The organism is Euzebya pacifica (assembly GCF_003344865.1).
In the GTDB taxonomy this organism is placed as follows: Bacteria; Actinomycetota; Nitriliruptoria; order Euzebyales; family Euzebyaceae; genus Euzebya; species Euzebya pacifica.
Map to the genome: position 1 here is coordinate 1,785,682 of NZ_CP031165.1, position 15,841 is coordinate 1,801,522.

At 70.8% G+C, this 15,841-nt stretch carries 14 protein-coding genes; 9 read left to right on the plus strand and 5 right to left on the minus strand.

The window, feature by feature from the left end; translation table 11 throughout:
* Positions 1 to 57 precede the first annotated feature (57 nt).
* From DVS28_RS07435 to rodA, 6 genes are all read left to right on the plus strand, one after another.
* A complete protein-coding gene (locus DVS28_RS07435) occupies positions 58 to 1,116 on the plus strand; it encodes a rod shape-determining protein (protein WP_276308879.1) in 1,059 nt (352 codons plus the stop codon).
* Between the two features lie 21 nt (positions 1,117 to 1,137).
* Positions 1,138 to 2,142 (plus strand): rod shape-determining protein MreC, encoded by a 1,005-nt coding sequence (gene mreC / locus DVS28_RS07440; RefSeq protein ID WP_114590899.1) that lies wholly within the window; start codon positions 1,138 to 1,140, stop codon positions 2,140 to 2,142.
* A gap of 1 nt (position 2,143) precedes the next feature.
* The gene (mreD, locus tag DVS28_RS07445; protein ID WP_114590900.1) at positions 2,144 to 2,650 is read left to right on the plus strand and encodes a rod shape-determining protein MreD; all 507 of its coding nucleotides are present in this window, start codon (positions 2,144 to 2,146) and stop codon (positions 2,648 to 2,650) included.
* A 35-nt stretch (positions 2,651 to 2,685) separates the two neighbouring features.
* Positions 2,686 to 3,600 carry a zinc-dependent metalloprotease family protein gene (locus DVS28_RS07450; RefSeq protein WP_114590901.1) on the plus strand — a complete coding sequence of 305 codons (915 nt, stop codon included), beginning with the start codon at positions 2,686 to 2,688 and terminating at the stop codon, positions 3,598 to 3,600.
* A gap of 106 nt (positions 3,601 to 3,706) precedes the next feature.
* Positions 3,707 to 5,818: a penicillin-binding protein 2 gene (gene mrdA, locus DVS28_RS07455; RefSeq protein ID WP_114590902.1), complete on the plus strand. Its 2,112-nt coding sequence runs from the start codon at positions 3,707 to 3,709 to the stop codon at positions 5,816 to 5,818.
* On the plus strand, positions 5,818 to 6,999 hold the full coding sequence (gene rodA, locus DVS28_RS07460) for a rod shape-determining protein RodA (RefSeq protein ID WP_114590903.1): 1,182 nt from the start codon (positions 5,818 to 5,820) through the stop codon (positions 6,997 to 6,999). The genes mrdA and rodA overlap by 1 nt, the downstream gene beginning before the upstream one ends.
* A 3-nt stretch (positions 7,000 to 7,002) precedes the next feature.
* Here the strand turns inward: rodA and DVS28_RS07465 are convergent, their stop codons facing one another.
* Genes DVS28_RS07465 through DVS28_RS07480 form a run of 4 tightly spaced genes read right to left on the minus strand, consistent with a single transcriptional unit; the run spans position 7,003 to position 11,153 of the window.
* On the minus strand, positions 7,003 to 8,124 hold the full coding sequence (locus tag DVS28_RS07465; protein WP_114590904.1) for a radical SAM protein: 1,122 nt from the start codon (positions 8,122 to 8,124) through the stop codon (positions 7,003 to 7,005).
* A gap of 43 nt (positions 8,125 to 8,167) precedes the next feature.
* Complete coding sequence (locus DVS28_RS07470) at positions 8,168 to 9,160, minus strand: fructosamine kinase family protein (protein ID WP_114590905.1); 993 nt, start codon at positions 9,158 to 9,160, stop codon at positions 8,168 to 8,170.
* Positions 9,157 to 10,275, minus strand: coding sequence for an o-succinylbenzoate synthase (gene menC, locus DVS28_RS07475; RefSeq protein WP_114590906.1), 1,119 nt, complete (start codon positions 10,273 to 10,275; stop codon positions 9,157 to 9,159). The genes DVS28_RS07470 and menC overlap by 4 nt, the downstream gene beginning before the upstream one ends.
* Positions 10,272 to 11,153 carry a GNAT family N-acetyltransferase gene (locus DVS28_RS07480; protein WP_164710114.1) on the minus strand — a complete coding sequence of 294 codons (882 nt, stop codon included), beginning with the start codon at positions 11,151 to 11,153 and terminating at the stop codon, positions 10,272 to 10,274. Before DVS28_RS07480 ends, menC begins: the two co-directional genes overlap by 4 nt.
* A gap of 75 nt (positions 11,154 to 11,228) precedes the next feature.
* Between DVS28_RS07480 and DVS28_RS07485 the strand changes: the two genes are divergently transcribed.
* The 3 genes from DVS28_RS07485 (at position 11,229) to DVS28_RS07495 (ending at position 14,746) form a co-directional block, all read left to right on the plus strand.
* Positions 11,229 to 12,914, plus strand: coding sequence for a glutamine--tRNA ligase/YqeY domain fusion protein (locus DVS28_RS07485; protein ID WP_114590908.1), 1,686 nt, complete (start codon positions 11,229 to 11,231; stop codon positions 12,912 to 12,914).
* Between the two features lie 130 nt (positions 12,915 to 13,044).
* Positions 13,045 to 14,268: an ATP-binding protein gene (locus DVS28_RS07490; RefSeq protein WP_114590909.1), complete on the plus strand. Its 1,224-nt coding sequence runs from the start codon at positions 13,045 to 13,047 to the stop codon at positions 14,266 to 14,268.
* A gap of 43 nt (positions 14,269 to 14,311) precedes the next feature.
* Positions 14,312 to 14,746, plus strand: coding sequence for an OsmC family protein (locus DVS28_RS07495; RefSeq protein WP_114590910.1), 435 nt, complete (start codon positions 14,312 to 14,314; stop codon positions 14,744 to 14,746).
* A gap of 9 nt (positions 14,747 to 14,755) precedes the next feature.
* Here DVS28_RS07495 and DVS28_RS07500 read toward each other — a convergent pair whose 3' ends face one another.
* On the minus strand, positions 14,756 to 15,772 hold the full coding sequence (locus tag DVS28_RS07500; protein ID WP_114590911.1) for a hypothetical protein: 1,017 nt from the start codon (positions 15,770 to 15,772) through the stop codon (positions 14,756 to 14,758).
* Positions 15,773 to 15,841 lie beyond the last annotated feature (69 nt).

Below are 15,841 nucleotides of genomic sequence, written 5' to 3' on the forward strand. Positions count from 1 at the left end.
CGCACCGGAATGCTCCGGTGCCCGTTTTCCGCACCTCTGTCCGGACTCACTTCCCCCGTGTCGACCACTCCGCAGAACCTCAACCAGCTCCCCCTGTTCGGCCGCGACATCGCCGTCGACCTGGGGACCGCGAACACGCTCGTCTACGTGCGTGGGCGCGGCATCGTGCTGAACGAGCCCAGCGTGGTGGCCATCAACACCCGCAACGGCGCGATCCTCGCCGTGGGCGCAGAGGCCAAGCGGATGATCGGGCGCACGCCGGGACACATCGTGGCCATCCGGCCGCTGAAGGACGGCGTCATCGCCGACTTCGACGTGACCGAGAAGATGCTGAACTACTTCATCCGCAAGGTGCACCGTCGCCGCTACATGACCTGGCTGAACAAGCCGCGTGTCGTGGTGTGCGTGCCGTCGGGCATCACGGGTGTCGAGCAGCGCGCCGTCGAGGAGGCCTCGATCCAGGCCGGCGCCCGCGCCGCCTACATCATCGAGGAGCCCATGGCCGCCGCGATCGGCGCCGGGCTCCCCGTGCACGAACCGGCCGGCAACATGGTCGTCGACATCGGTGGTGGCACCACCGAAGTCGCGGTGATCTCCCTCGGCGGGATCGTCACGTCCGCCTCGATCCGCATCGGCGGGGACGAGCTGGACGAGTCGATCATCAACTACGTCAAGAAGGAGTACTCGCTGATGCTCGGCGAGCGCACCTCCGAGGAGATCAAGATGGCCATCGGGTCGGCGTTCCCGATGCCGGAGGAGTCCCACGCCGAGATCCGCGGTCGTGACCTCGTGTCCGGCCTGCCCAAGACGATCATCATCTCCGCGGAGGAGATCCGTCGGGCCATCGAGGAGCCCGTCAACTCCATCGTCGACGCGGTCAAGAACACCCTGGACCGCACTCCGCCGGAGCTTGCGGCCGACATCATGGACAAGGGCATCGTCCTGACGGGCGGCGGTGCGCACCTCCAGGGGCTCGACGAGCGGCTCAAGCACGAGACCGGCATGCCGATCCACGTCGCCGACCAGCCGCTGAACTCCGTCGCCATCGGCTCCGGCAAGTGCCTGGAGGAGTTCGAGGCCCTCAAGCGGGTCCTGATCTCCTCCTCGCGTCACTGACGCGAGGCAGCCAGGCCCACCGTGAACCGTCGACGCACCGTCATCGCGGCGTTCCTCCTGATCGCCCTCGCCTTCATCACCCTGGACTTCCGTGAGTCCGGCGGGCCGGTGGGTGGGCTGCAACGGGGCGCCGACGCGGTGTTCTCGCCGATCCAGGAGGGCTTCGCTGCGGTCGTCCGGCCCATCGGTGGCTTCTTCGGGTCGATCTTCGACCTCGGGACCCTCCGCAGCCAGATCGAGCAGCTGCAGGAGGAGAACGCGACCCTGCGCCAGCGGGGCCTGCGGATCGCCGACGTCGAACGCCGCCTGACCGAGGCCGAGGAGCTGCTCGGCATGGTCGAGCGCGAGAACCTGCGGGTCGTCGGTGCCCGGGTGATCGCCGCACCGCCCGGCACCTTCCAGCGCGAGATCCTCATCGACGTCGGGGCCGGCCAGGGCGTCGCCCAGGGCATGGCCGTCATCAACGACCGCGGTGTGGTCGGGCAGGTCATCCAGGTCACCAGCACCCGTGCCCGGGTGGCCCTGCTGACCTCGGTGGAGACCGGCGACTTCTCCGTCAACGCCGTCACCCCCGAGTTCCGGTCACCGGGCCTGCTGTCGGGCCAGGGGTCCGGGCTGCTGCGCCTGGAGATGCTGGACTCCAACGTCGCCGTGCCGCTGGACGCCGAGGTGGTCACGCTGCGGTTCCAGGGGAGCCTGGTGCCGCCCGGCCTGCCGATCGGGGTCATCGAGCCGCCGGCGGACGGCGACACCGAGGGCGAACGGTTCCTCAGCGTGCGCCCGTTCGTGGACTTCGGCGAGCTGTCCACCGTCGCGGTCGTGATCGCCGGGCCGGAGGAGGACGGGGAGTTCACCGAGGAGGAGACGATCGAGGCCGACATCGCGCCGGCCCCGACCGTCACCCTGGCCCCCGACCCCGACGCGGTCGCCGTGCCGGGTGTGGACTTCCCGGCGCCGGCCACGCCGTCGGAGGACCCCAGCGCATCGCCGTCGCCCTCCGCGTCGCCGACCGAGACCGAGGGCTGACATGCCCGCACGGATCGTGGCCATCACCGCGCTGATCGTCGGTGCCCTGCTGGTCAAGACGATCGTGGCGCCCACCTTCGCCGTCGCCGGTTACCGGCCCGACGTGCTGGTGCTCGTCGTCGTCGGCATCGCGCTGCTCGACGGCCCCGACACGGGACTGCGCCTCGGCTTCGGTGCTGGACTGGCCCAGGACCTGCTGTCGGGCACCGGTGCGCTGGTCGGCCTGTGGGCGCTGGTCCTCATGGTCGTCGGGTACGCCGCCGGCGCCGCGAAGCCCTACCTGGCGTCCTCCCAGCAGGCCGGCGCGCTGGCGTTGTCGGGGGTCCTGGCCGCCATCGCCACGCTGGGATACGGCGTCCTCGGGAAGGTCTTCGGGGTGGTCGAGGCCGGCTGGAACCACGTGCTGGCGGCCACGATCGTCGTCGGCCTCTACACCGCGGTGATCTCGCCGTTGGTCGTGCGGCCGACCCAGGCGGTCATCAAGCAGTTCCCGACCTCCGCCGGCTAGCAGGAGTTCGGCGTCCGGACGGCGAAGAGGCCGCCATGAACCTGCTCCGCTCGTCCGTCACCCTGCTCGCCGTGCTCGTGGCCGCGCTGCTTGCGGTCCCCTCCGGTGCCACGACGACGGCGGCCCCGGCCGAGACCGCGATCATCGACCTCGAGGCACAGCAGGTGGACTGCGCCGGGGCCCAGCTGACCGGTCCCGACTCGACCAGCGTGCAGCACGTCGTCGGCGAGGCCGACACCATCGTCCTGGACGTGCTGCTCGTGCTCGACACCGTGGACGTGCCCGGCATCGCTGCGCTCGACGACGGCACCGATGCCGGACGGGCCGACTACCTGGCCGCCGGCGACGCCCTGTTCGCCGATGTCGTGGACCTGCTCGAGGTCGCCCCGCAGCCCTACGTCGACCTCGGGATCGACCTGGCCTGGGTCGGCTGGGACCTGCTGGACGCCACCGTCGACGACCTGGCGGGACGAACCACGGAATCACAGGAGATCATCGACCTGGCCCGTGCGCAGCACGGTGGCGCGCGGCCCGACGACGTCGACATCGTCTACGTGGCGACCGACGCCGACATCCAGGCCCTGGGCCAGACGGCCGTTGCCGGGCAGGCCGACTGCATCGGCGGCGTCGGCAACCCCGAGAACGCGTTCGCCGTCGGTGAGATCGGCGACGCGCTGGTTGACCCCAAGGACGGCATCCCGATCGGTCCAGTGACCTTCTACCGGGACTTCGCGGCCAAGGTCGCCGCCCACGAGATCGGTCACCTCATGGGTGGGCACCACCACTACCAGGAGTGCGCGACCCCCGGCCCCGTGGTCTCGGCGGTTGCGCGCGCCGAGATCGGCGCCTGCACGCTGATGAGCAACGCCGTGGACTTCCAGACCCTGCCCTTCAGCACCCTCAACGGCGTGGTGGTGCGGGGCCACGCGGAGGCGTACGCGGACCGATAGTCCACCGCCCGCTGGTCTCGGGCCCCCGAGGCGTCGCTCCGGCCTCGGCCGGCCGGTCGGGGGTCGGACCTGCACCGGCAGGGCTCCACAGGGCTACCGTTGGATCGTGCAGCCGACGAACGCCAGGCCGCCGGTCTCCCGGGAGAGCACCGCGCTGCGCCTCACCTTCCTGAGCGCCCTCGTGGTCAGCATGTTCGTGCTGCTCGTGGCCAGGCTCTGGTTCCTCCAGGTCATGACCGGTGAGCGGTACGTGGCACGGGCCGACAGCCAGAGCTTCAGGACCGTCCAGGTCGACGCGCCCCGGGGGGACATCCTCGACCGCAACGGCATCCCGATCGTGGACAACCGCTACGCACAGGTCGTCTCGGTCCGCCCCGACCGGATGGGCGACGACGAGACCAAGGCCCGCACGATCGCTCGCCTGGCCCAGATCCTGTCGATGACCGAGGAACAGGTCATCGAGCGGATCGAGGACCCGCGCGTCGGCCCGTTCGCCAACCGGCCGATCGCCATCGACGTCCCCACCGACGTCATCCTCTACATCCACCAGAACTCCGCATCCAGGTTCCCCGGCGTCATCGCCGAACGCATCCCCCTGCGCGAGTACCCCCGCGGTCCGCTCGCGGCCCACGTCGTCGGCTACACCGGCCAGATCTCCGCCGAGGAGCTGGAGGAGCCGGAGTACGCCGACTACGACTCCGGCGACATCATCGGTTGGGCCGGGGTGGAGAAGACCTACGAGTCCTGGCTGCGCGGCACCGACGGCGAACGGCAGGTCCGCGTCAACGCCCGTGGTGAGATCCTCGAGGAGGTCGCCGAGGAAGCCCAGGCCGTCGCCGGCAACTCGGTGCAGCTGACCATCGACGCCGAGGCGCAGGCCGCCGTGGAGGTGGCGCTGGAGGAGGGCATCGAGCTGGCCCGCCGGACCCAGGACGCCGAGGGACGTGCCGACGGTACCTTCGAGGCCCCGGCCGGTGCGGCGGTGGTGCTGGAGCCCGAGACGGGCGAGGTCGTCGCCATGGCCAGCTATCCCACCTACGACCCCGAGTCGTTCGTCGGGGGCATCTCCAGCACCGAGTGGGACTTCCTGCAGGACGACGAGAACCACTACCCGCTGATCAACCGCGCCATCTCGGCGTCCTATCCGCCCGGGTCGGTGTACAAGCCGATCTCCGCCGCGGCCGCCCTGACCTATGGGTTCGCGGGCCACGACTCCTACATCGCCTGCCCCGCCGAGTACGCCTTCGGTGACGCCGGCAACGTGTACCGGAACTGGAATCCCGTCGACGAGGGGTCGCTGAACCTCGCCGAGTCCCTCATGCGGTCCTGCGACACCGTCTACTACGCGCTGGCCCGCCGCATGTTCACCGAAGAGGTGCAGTCCCCCGAGGGACAGGGCTACAACGAACGGGCCTTCGAGGCCATCGCCTCGGGAGCCGAACCCGAGATCCCCTTCGAGTACCTCTCGGAGATGTCCCGCGGATGGGGCCTGGACCAGCTGACCGGCATCGACCTGCCCGGTGAGCGGGACGGTGTCGTCCCCGGCCGCGAGTGGCGGTTCGACTACTGGGTCAACGCCCGTGACAACTACTGCTACCAGGCCGAGACGGCGGCCCCCGGCAGCTACGCCCGCGAGCTGTACTCCGAGCTGTGCAACGAGGGGTTCCTCTGGCGCGGTGGTGACGCGGTCAACATGTCCATCGGGCAGGGCGACATGCAGACCACCCCCCTGCAGGTGGCCAACGCCTTCGCCGCCATCGCCAACCGCGGCGTCATCATGACCCCCCACGTCGTCCGCGCGATCATCGGCCAGAACGGGCCCGTCGAGCAGTTCGAGCCCGAACCGCTGATGACCATCCCCGTCGCTGCCGACGACCTCGACTTCATCGAGCAGGGCCTGGTCATGGTCACCGCTGACGAGGACGGCACCGCCTTCAAGGTCTTCAACGACTTCCCGTTCGAGATCGCCGGCAAGACCGGCACGGCGGAGCAGAAGCCCAAGCAGCCCTTCGCGTGGTTCGCCGCCTACAACACCGAGGAGGTCGCCGGCGAGCGCTACGTCGTCGTCGTGATGGTCGAGGAGGGCGGCAGCGGCTCGCTGATCGCCGCCCCGATCGCCGAGCGGATCTTCGGTGACCTGTTCAACATCCTGCTCCGCGAGAGCCCCGAGGAGGACGCCATCACCGTCGAGCTCGAGGCCGGGGAGGTGACCGACTGATGTCCGGCGTGTCCATCAACGACGGTTCCGAGCGCCTGATGCGCGAATCGTTGCAGCGCCGCTGGGCCGGGACGTTCTCGCCCGCCGCGCACGTCGACCCGCTGCTGCTGCTCGCGGCCCTGCTGCTGAGCGGCATCGGCTTCATGATGATCGGCGCGGCCACCGCGTCCACCCGCGAGGCCGTGGGGCTGGACCCCACGTTCTTCGTCGAGCGGCAGATGATCGCCTTCGCCCTCGGGCTGGTCAGCGCCATCGCCATCACCCTGTTCGACTACCGCACGTACCGGGCGTGGTCGGTCGTCGGCTACGTCCTCGCGCTGGTCCTCCTGGCCGGTGTGCTGGTCGCCGGCCGCGAGATCAACGGCGCCCAGGCGTGGTTCGTCATCGGGCCGTTCCAGTTCCAGCCGTCGGAGTTCGCCAAGGTCGCGATGATCCTCGTGCTGGCCGCCCACTTCCACGAGTACCGGGAGGAAGCGCTCGGGCTGCGTGCCCTCGTCGAAGCCCTCGCCTTCGCCGCCTTCCCGATGCTACTCATCCTGCTGCAGCCCGACTTCGGGACGTTCATCGTCTTCGTCTGCATCGTGTTCGGCATCCTGCTGATGGCCGGCGTGCACGTGCGCTACCTGTTCGCGCTGGTCGGCATGGGCATCTCCGCAATCGCCGCAGCCCTTCAGCTGGGCATCGTCAAGCAGTACCAGCTGGACCGGTTGACGGCGTTCCTGGACCCCGAGAACTCCGACGCGCTGGGGGCCGCCTACAACGTCCTGCAGGCCCAGATCGCCGTCGGGTCGGGCCGCTTCTTCGGGCAGGGCCTCGGCCAGGGCACCCAGACCAACGCCGGGTTCGTGCCCGAGAACCAGACCGACTTCATCTTCACCGTGGTGGGCGAGCAGACGGGCTTCTTCGGGTCGTTGCTGATGCTGGCGATCTTCGGCGTGCTGATCTGGCGGGGGCTGCGCATCGCCGCCACCAGCCGGGACACCTTCGGCACGCTCATCGCCGCCGGCGTCATCAGCGTGTTCGCCTTCCAGCTGTTCATCAACGTCGGCATGGCCATCGGCATCATGCCGGTGACGGGGCTGCCGCTGCCGTTCATCTCCTACGGCGGTACCAGTCTGATCGCGTCCTGGATCATGATCGGGCTGCTGCAGAACGTGCACATGCGCCGGCTGTCGAAGTAGCGCTCAGATGATGCTGAGCTGCTCCGCGGGTGGTCCCGCAACGGGTGGCTCGGCGCCGGGTGGTTCGGCGGGGTTGGTCGAGGGCCTGCCGGCGTGCCCGGTGACGTGCTCGCCGGGCCGGGCGCGGTCCGGCCAGCTGCCCTCGGGCGGGCGGTTGCCCCGTTCGGCCCATGCGGCGTCGCGTGCGTCCCGGACAGTCCGCAGCATCGCCTCGACGATGTCCTCGGGCAGCGTGGCCCGGCCCTTGCGCCCGGCCGCGGGCGGGCCGTACAGCTCGGTGTAGGTCGCGACCAGCTCGGGATGGGTGGCCTCCAGCCACGGCCAGAAGGCGGCCTTGACCCCCGGTCGCAGGTGGAGGGGGATCGGCGTGACGTGGGTGGCACCGGCAGCGACGGCCGCCCTGGCGACGGCCGTGAGCTGCTCTGGATCGTCGTTGATGCCCGGCATGATCGGGGCGAGCATCACCCTGGTGGGGATGCCCGCGTCGTTGAGGGCCCTGACGGCGTCGAGCCTGGCCCTGGGGGAGGGGGTGCCGGGCTCGGCGGTGCGCCACGTCGGCCGGTCCAGCGTCCCGATCGTCAGCGAGGCCGACACGGGGACCCGCGCGGCGGCCTCGACGAGGACGGGCAGGTCCCGGGTGATCAGCGTGCCCTTGGTGAGGATCGAGAACGGCGTCCACGACTGCGCCAGCGCCCGGATGATGTCGGGCATCAGCCGGTACCGCCCCTCCGCCCGCTGGTAGGGGTCGGTGTTGGTCCCCATCGCGACGTGCTCGCCCTTCCACCGCGACCGGGCCAGCTCACCGCGCAGCACCTCCGCGACGTTGGTCTTGACCACCACGGTCCGGTCGAAGTCGGTGGTGGGCGACAGGTTGAGGTACTCGTGGGTCGGGCGAGCAAGACAGTAGGAGCACGCATGCTGGCAGCCCCGGTAGGGGTTGATCGACCAGCCGAACGGCATGCCGCTGACCTTGTTCAGGGCGGACCTGGTCTCGACCTCGAGGAAGGTCATGCCGGCGAACTCGGGGGTGTCGAAGGTCCGAGCGCGCGTCACCGGCAGGGTCGGGGCGATCGTCGGGGGCACCTCGGCGTCGGGCGCCCGCTGGAGGTCGGCGAGGAGTCGCATGCTCGGCAGTCTAGTCGAACGTGTGTTCGGTGCCGAGCGACGACTACGCGTACCGGTCGATCGTCGCCCGGGCCCGTCGGCCGTAGCCACCGCCGAACATCGCCGCGTGGACCAGCAGCGGGTGCAGCTGGTACAGCGCGACCCGGTCGGTGTGACCGTCGGCACGCGGGAACACCTCGTCGTAGGCGTCGAACACCGCCGGGCCGAACCCGCCGAACAGCTGCATCATCGCCAGGTCGACCTCACGGTGGCCGCCGTAGGAGGCCGGGTCCACGAGCACCGGTCCGCCGTCCGGGCCGACCATGGCGTTGCCGCCCCACAGGTCGCCGTGCAGGCGCGACGGCGGCTCCGGCGGGCCGACCAGGTCGGGTAGCCGGTTGATCAACCCCTCCAACGCCTCCAGCGTCCCCGGCGGCAACGCGCCTCGTTCATCGGCGATCCGGGCGGTCGGCCACAGCCGTCGGCTGCCAAGGAACGCCGCCCACGTCTCGGTCGGGTCGTTGGGCTGTGGCAGCCTGCCGACGAAGCCCGCCCACGGGGCGCCGAAGCCGTCCGCACCCGCGCGATGCATGGCCGCCAACCCCCGGCCGAGCCGCTCGTCGTGGTCGGCCGCCGGCCGCCCCTCCTCCACGAACGCCAGCACCAACACGGCCAACCCCCCGTGTGTGTCGTCTCCGTCGACCACGTCTGCGACCCGTCCGACACGCCTCCGATGTGTGTCGTCTCCGTCGACCACGTCTGCGACTCCGACGACACGGGGGAGGGGGACGGCCTCGGCCGGCGGGTCGGTCGCGGTGCCGGCGTCGGCCAGCCAGCGCAGCGAGGATGCCTCGGCGGACAGCAGGCCGGGGACGGGCAGGTCGAGGTGCTTCACGAAGCAGCGCTGGCCGTCCACGACGGCGGTGAACGCCATGCTGACATCCCCGCCGGACGCCGGACGCAGGTCGCCGACCGCCCCCACCTCGACGCCCGCTGCCCACGCGACCGCCCGGCGCAGGGTGTCGTCGCCGGACACGGTCACGCCGGTCCTGCTCACCCCGACGGGGCCTCCAGCAGCACCCGCTCGACGGTGACGGCCTCGATCGCCTCGGGGTCGAGCTCGAAGCCCATGCCCGGAGCGGTCGGCACCGGCAGATGGCCGTCGACCATGCGCAGGGGGTCGGCGACGATGTCGGTGGCGTAGAAGCGGTCGAACCCCGAGTTGTCGCCGGGCAACGAGAAGCCGGCCATGCCCGCCAGGACGGCGTTGGCGGCCCGGCCGATCCCCGTCTCGACCATGCCACCGCACCACACCGGCACGCCGTGGGCCACGCACAGGTCGTGGATGCGTGCGGCCTCCAGGTAGCCGCCGACCCGGCCCGCCTTGATGTTGACGATGTCGACGGCCCCGAGGCGGATGGCGTCGGCGACCACCTGGGCCGAGACCGCCGACTCGTCCAGGCACACGGGCGTGTCGATCGCCGCCCGCAGGTCGACGTTGGCCAGCAGTCGCTCCTCGTCGAAGGGCTGCTCGATCAGCAGCAGGCCGAAGGCATCCAGCTGACGCAGCAACGGGATGTCGCCGGGTTCGTAGGCGGCGTTGGCGTCCACCTGCAGCGGCACGTCCTCACCGAACGCCCGTCGGACCGCCGCCACCGCCTCCACGTCGTTGCCCGGTTCGATCTTGAGCTTGATCCGGACGTACCCCTCGTCGAGGTACCCGCCGACGGTCTCGACCAGCGCCTCGGTGGAGTCGTGGATGCCGACCGACACCCCGCACGGCACCCGCGTGGCCGTCACCCCGAGGAACGAGGCGAACGACTGGCCGGCCGCCCGCAGCCAGGCATCGAGCACCGCAGCCTCCAGCCCCGCCTTGGCCATCCGGTGACCGCGGATCGGGGCCAGCAGGCGGGCGACGTCCCGTGGCCCGATCCCGTCGACCCCCAGCAGCCGCGGAGCCATGTGGGCCGACACGATCGGGATGACCACGTCGCTGGACTCCGCGGAGTACAGCGGCCAGGGCATGGTCACGCACTCGCTCCACCCCTCCCCGACGTCGGTGACCACCCTGACCAGGACGCAGTCCCGTGTGTCCTGGGTGCCGAAGGACGTCCGGAACGGGGTGACGAGGGGGATGTCGACCCGTCGCAGCTCGATCGCCTCGATCCTCACCGTCCCATCCCCTCCACGACCGCCTCGGCCGGGGTCAGCAGGTAGGTCCCGTCGCGCCGCATGCCCGTGGCCCGGTGCCCGCAGGCCATGGCCTGCCCCATCGTCTCGCGCACCGCGGTCCGCCAGCGCCGCGCCAGGTCGGGGTCGCGTCGTCGGGTCGCCTCGATGTCGGGCGGCACCCGCACCTCCAGCAGCACCGATGCGGCGTCGACCCGCACCGGCGACAGGACCGGCTCGCCGGCCGTGCCGACGTCGAGCAGCCGGACGGCCGCCAGGTCGGCGGCAGCCGACCCGTCCGCGCCCAGGGGTCCTGCCTGCCCGGCGCTGTTTCCCGCGCCCGACGGCCACCAGGCCAGCAGGCGGTCGGACTCGTCACCGGCGTTGATCGCGTCGTCCATCGCGCCGTAGTGGTTGACCAGGTACTGCCGACCCGTCGCGCCGAGCTTGCCGAGGTTGAACCAGGCGTTGCGGGCGACGAGGGGATCGAAGGTCCACGTCACGGCCACGATCCCGCGGGCGGCACACCACTCGCGCTGGTGCACCTTCAGGGCCAGCCCCACGCCCTTGGACCGCACGTCGGTGCAGGTGATGTGGCTGTGCAGGGTGGGTTGGCGCTGCCCGTCCACCTCGTGGCTGCCGAGGAACGCCACGGTGGTGCCGACGAGCTCGCCCGACGCCGGGTCCAGCGCGCCGACCGCGTACCCGCCCGCCTGCTCGACCGCACGGATCAGGTTGGTGCGCATCAGGTCCGTCGTCGCCCAGACCCGGTCGATCAGGTCGGCTGCCGCACCGACCAGCGCCATGTCGTCGAGCGGCACGATGCGGACACCGGCGGTCTCGGCCGCGTCCGCGGGGGAGGGAAGGGTTGGCTTGGACATCACGGCGAACATCCTCGCCGATCAGGCACCGATCAGCACGTGACCAAGCGGCGTGGACCGCTACCTTCTTGTGCCATGACCGCTGCTCCGGACGACGCCACGACCACCGCTTCCGACTTCATCCGCGAGAGGATCCAGGCCGACCAGCAGGCCGGGCTCCACGACGGTCGCGTCCAGACGCGGTTCCCCCCGGAGCCCAACGGCTACCTCCACATCGGCCACTCCAAGTCCATCCAGCTCAACTTCGGGCTGGCGGAGGAGTTCGGCGGCGCCTGCAACCTGCGGTTCGACGACACCAACCCCGAGGCCGAGGATCCCGAGTACGTCGACGCCATCCAGGACGACATCGCGTGGCTCGGGTTCGAGCCGGCCCGCGTCGTCTACGCCTCGGACTACTTCGAGCAGCTGTACGCCTGGGCGGAGGAGCTGGTCACCAAGGGCCTGGCCTACGTCGACGACCAGGACGCCGAGACGATCTCCGAGCAGCGCGGCGGCTTCGGCCAGCCGGGCGTCGAGTCCCCCTACCGCGACCGCAGCCCCGAGGAGAACCTCGACCTGCTGCGTCGCATGCGGGCCGGCGAGTTCGACGACGGGACGAAGGTGCTGCGCGCCCGCATCGACATGCAGCACAACGTCATGTCGATGCGCGACCCCGTGCTGTACCGCATCCGCCGGATCGAGCACCACCGCACCGGCAACGACTGGGTGATCTACCCCACCTACGACTGGGCCCACGGGCAGTCCGACGCCATCGAGGGCGTCACCCACTCGTTGTGCACCCTGGAGTTCACCGACCACCGTCCGCTGTACGACTGGTGCCTGGAGCACCTCGAGCTGCCCCACGGCAAGCCCGAGCAGACCGAGTTCGCCCGGCTCGCCCTGACCCACACGGTCATGTCCAAGCGGATCCTCCGTCGGCTGGTCGAGGAGGGCACCGTCGACGGCTGGGACGACGCCCGCATGCCCACCCTTCGGGGCATGCGCACCCGCGGCTATCCCGCCGAGGCCATCCGCGAGTTCGTCGACCACATCGGCGTCGCCAAGACCAACAGCGTCCACGACATCGAGCTGCTGGAGTTCTTCGTCCGGCGTCACCACAACACCCACGCGCTGCGTCGCATGGGCGTGCTCGAACCGCTCAAGGTCGTCATCACCAACTGGCCCGAGGGTCACGTCGAGCACCTCGAGGCGATCAACAACCCCGAGGACGAGGCCGCCGGTACCCGTGCGGTCCCGTTCTCCGGTGAGCTGTGGATCGAGCAGGACGACTTCATGCTCGACCCGCCGAAGAAGTACTACCGGCTGACCCCGGGACGCGAGGTCCGGCTGCGAGGTGGCTACTTCATCACCGCCACCGAGGCGATCACCGACGACGACGGCAAGGTCGTTGAGGTCCGCTGCACCTACGACCCCGAGACCAAGGGCGGCCAGGCCCCCGACGGCCGCAAGGTCAAGTCGACCATCCACTGGGTGTCCGCCCAGCACGCGGTCGACGCGACGGTCCACCTCTACGAGCGGCTGTTCACCGATCCGCACCCCGGCAAGGGCGACAGCGACCCGATGGAGTCCCTCGACCCGGAATCCCGCCGCACCGTCACCGCCAAGGTCGAACCGGCCATCGCCGACACCCCGGCCGGCGAGGTCATCCAGTTCGAGCGGCTCGGCTACTTCGCCGCCGACCCCAGCCAGCCGACGACGTTCCACCGCACCGTCGGCCTGCGCGACGAGTGGAGCAACATCCAGAAGCGCCGCAACAAGTGACCTCGTGGGCGGCCGGCTCACCTCCCCGCGGTCACCGTGACCGCGTAGGCACCTCGTCGTCACGTTGACGTCGAAGTCGGGGTGATCGGTCAAGTTGACGGCAGCTGAGCACCGGCGCAAACTTGACCGCATGCGGTCCCCGTCCAACAACCCCTTCCTGCCGGGGTCCGACCGCGTGCCCGAGATCTGGGCAGGACGGTCCCCCGAGATCGCGGACTTCAGGGACGTCCTGCGCCCCCGACGCGTCAATGGCCTCTACGAACGTGGCCGCGCCGTGCTCGGGGAGTTCGGCATCGGCAAGAGCGCGCTGATCAACCGCATCGCCGCAGACGCTGCGGACCTCGGGGACTGGGTCCCGTCCAGGGTGCGCGTCGCCGTCGACGCCGACGTGTTCGACCTGGTGGCCCGCTCCCTGCAAGGCTTCCTGGAGACCCGTCGGACCGATGCCAGGGTGGCCCGGTCCACCGATGGCATGCTCCGCAGGATCGAGGAGATCAGGCTGCCGGTCGGGGGCGTCCGCATCCGCGCCGATCAGCCCACCCCCAACGCCTACCGGGCCCTGTTCGACGTCATCGTCGAGCTCGCGAGCCTGGCAGGGGAGGAGGGTCGGCTGCTGCTGATCCGCGTCGACGAGATCCAGAACATCGCCCGACCGGGCCCGTTGTCGCAGCTGCTGACCGTGTTCGGCGATGCGTTGGAGGCGACCCGCCATCGTCGCGATGTGGCAGGAATCGACCGCGAGGACGCGCTGCCGCTGGCGGTGTACCTGTCCGGCCTTCCCGACTTCCACCGGCACGCGGCAGAGGCCGGCGCCACGTTCTCGCGGCGGTTCCGCACCGCGGAGCTGGACCCGCTGAGTCCCATGGACCTTCGCGAGGCGCTGTCGCCCTTCACCGGCGAAGGATGGCGAGTCCTGACCGACGACGGCACGGCCCGGGTCGTGATGGAGGGGCATGCAGTCGACGACCTCATCGCTCGTTCTCTGGGCGACCCGTTCTTGTTCCAGCTCGCCGGCGAGGGTGCGTGGAACGCTGGCACGGGCGAGGTGATCACCCGTGAGGAAAGTGATCGAGGATGGCACAGCGTCCGCCGCGAGGTGGAGCGATACGTCCGCAGCCGCCTCGATGGACTCACCGACCTGCAGATGTCGGTGCTGACTGCGGCTGCTGGTCTGGACGAGAATCACCGGACCGGCGCCGCGGTGGCCGCTGCGGTGGGGCGCTCCAGCTCTGCCCAGATCGCCTCGACGACGCGCTCCCTGGACGTGGAGCACCACCTGATCCGGCGGCAGGCGGGACGGATCGCGTTCCGTTCGCCGGCGGTCGAGGCACACCTGGCCGGGGGATGGCCCTGATTCACACCGGCGGCCCGTAGTCGCTGTCGGGCAGGATGGCGGCATGACCGACGAGTCCCTCCGCTCCGTGACCCTCTCCCGCACCGACACCGGCCGCTACGTCGCGACCAACGCCCGTGGCCTGACCATGGAGCTCGGCAGCGGGCACGACGACCTGTGGAGCCCCGTCGAGCTGCTGCTCGCGGCGATCGCGGGATGTTCGGCCGTCGACGTCGACGTCGTGACCGGCCGCCGCACCCCGCCGGAGACCTTCGAGGTCGTCGCCGAGGGCCACAAGCACCGTGACGAGGGTGGCAACGTCATGCGCGACCTCTCCCTCGTGTTCAACGTCACCTTCCCCGAGGGGGAGGAGGGGGACGCCGCCCGGGCGATCCTGCCCCGCGCCGTAGCCACCTCCCACGACCGCACCTGCACCGTCAGCCGCACCGTCGAGGCCGGCGTGCCCGTCGCCGTGTCGATCGACGAGACCGCCAGCTGACCCGGATGCCTACTGGCGAAGCAGGACCTCGGCGCGCAGGAAGTCGACGGGGTCCGGGCCGTCCGGGGCACGCAGCCGGGCGGTGACCGTCGACGTCCCGGCCGGCAGGCGGACCGCGCAGTCGGTCAGCCGGCCGTACCAGGCGATGGTCGAGCTCGATCCCCCGGAGACGGTCTGCTGGTCGACGAAGAACGCCACGTCGGTGGGATCGCACGACACGGACACGTCGCCCTCCAGCAGCAGCGCGTACTCGCCGGCCAGCTGCTCGAGGAAGAACCGTTCGGGATTGACGGCCCGGTCCAGGCGGATCGTCCCGCGCAGCCACACCGTCGCCGTGGTCGCCTCCGCCGGGGTGACGGTCGTGGTCGACGGGCCAGCGAGGACGTCCAGCTCGGCGAGCAGGCCGGGCAGGGCAGGACCCGCCAGCCGCCAGCCGGCCCAGCCGGCCACGGCCAGCACCAGCACGACCGAGAGCAGCATCCGGGCCACCGGCCGCGGCGCCACGGGAGGCGCGGGTTCGACCATCCCGATCCCCGTCGACTCCTCGAGGCGTTGTGCCGCGGCCCGTGCCGCCTCCGGGGTCAGCAGGCGGCCCAGCAGGTGCGCGGTGCCGTCGGCACCGACCGCCAGCAGGTCCGATCGGCTGCGCACGTCGGTGATCCGCCACCCAGCCACGCCGGCCAACGGCACGTCGGCACCAGCAGGTGCCATCGGCCCGGTGATCGCCCGGAGTCGGGTCTCGTCGACGGTGATGGTCGTGCGGTTGCGCAGGCTGCGCACCACATCGACGTGCAGCGCGGCCGCGGGCAGCGCGACGAACATCCCGAGCGGCACGAGCAGCGCCCAGGACTCGGCGACGACCAGGGTATAGCGGACACCCACGACGAGGAGCAGGTCCAGCGCGAGGAGGAGCAGGACGCGCGGGTACCAGAACCACTGCGACGGATGGAACCACCGGATCACGATGGCAAGCCGCCCGGCGTCGTGGCCGAACGAGACCTCCGGCGGTCCGGTCGATGTGGTCACCGGCCGACCCTACCGGTCACCCTTCGGTGACGCTCGGCGCCCAGCCGCACGAGGACCGACCGGTCCGTC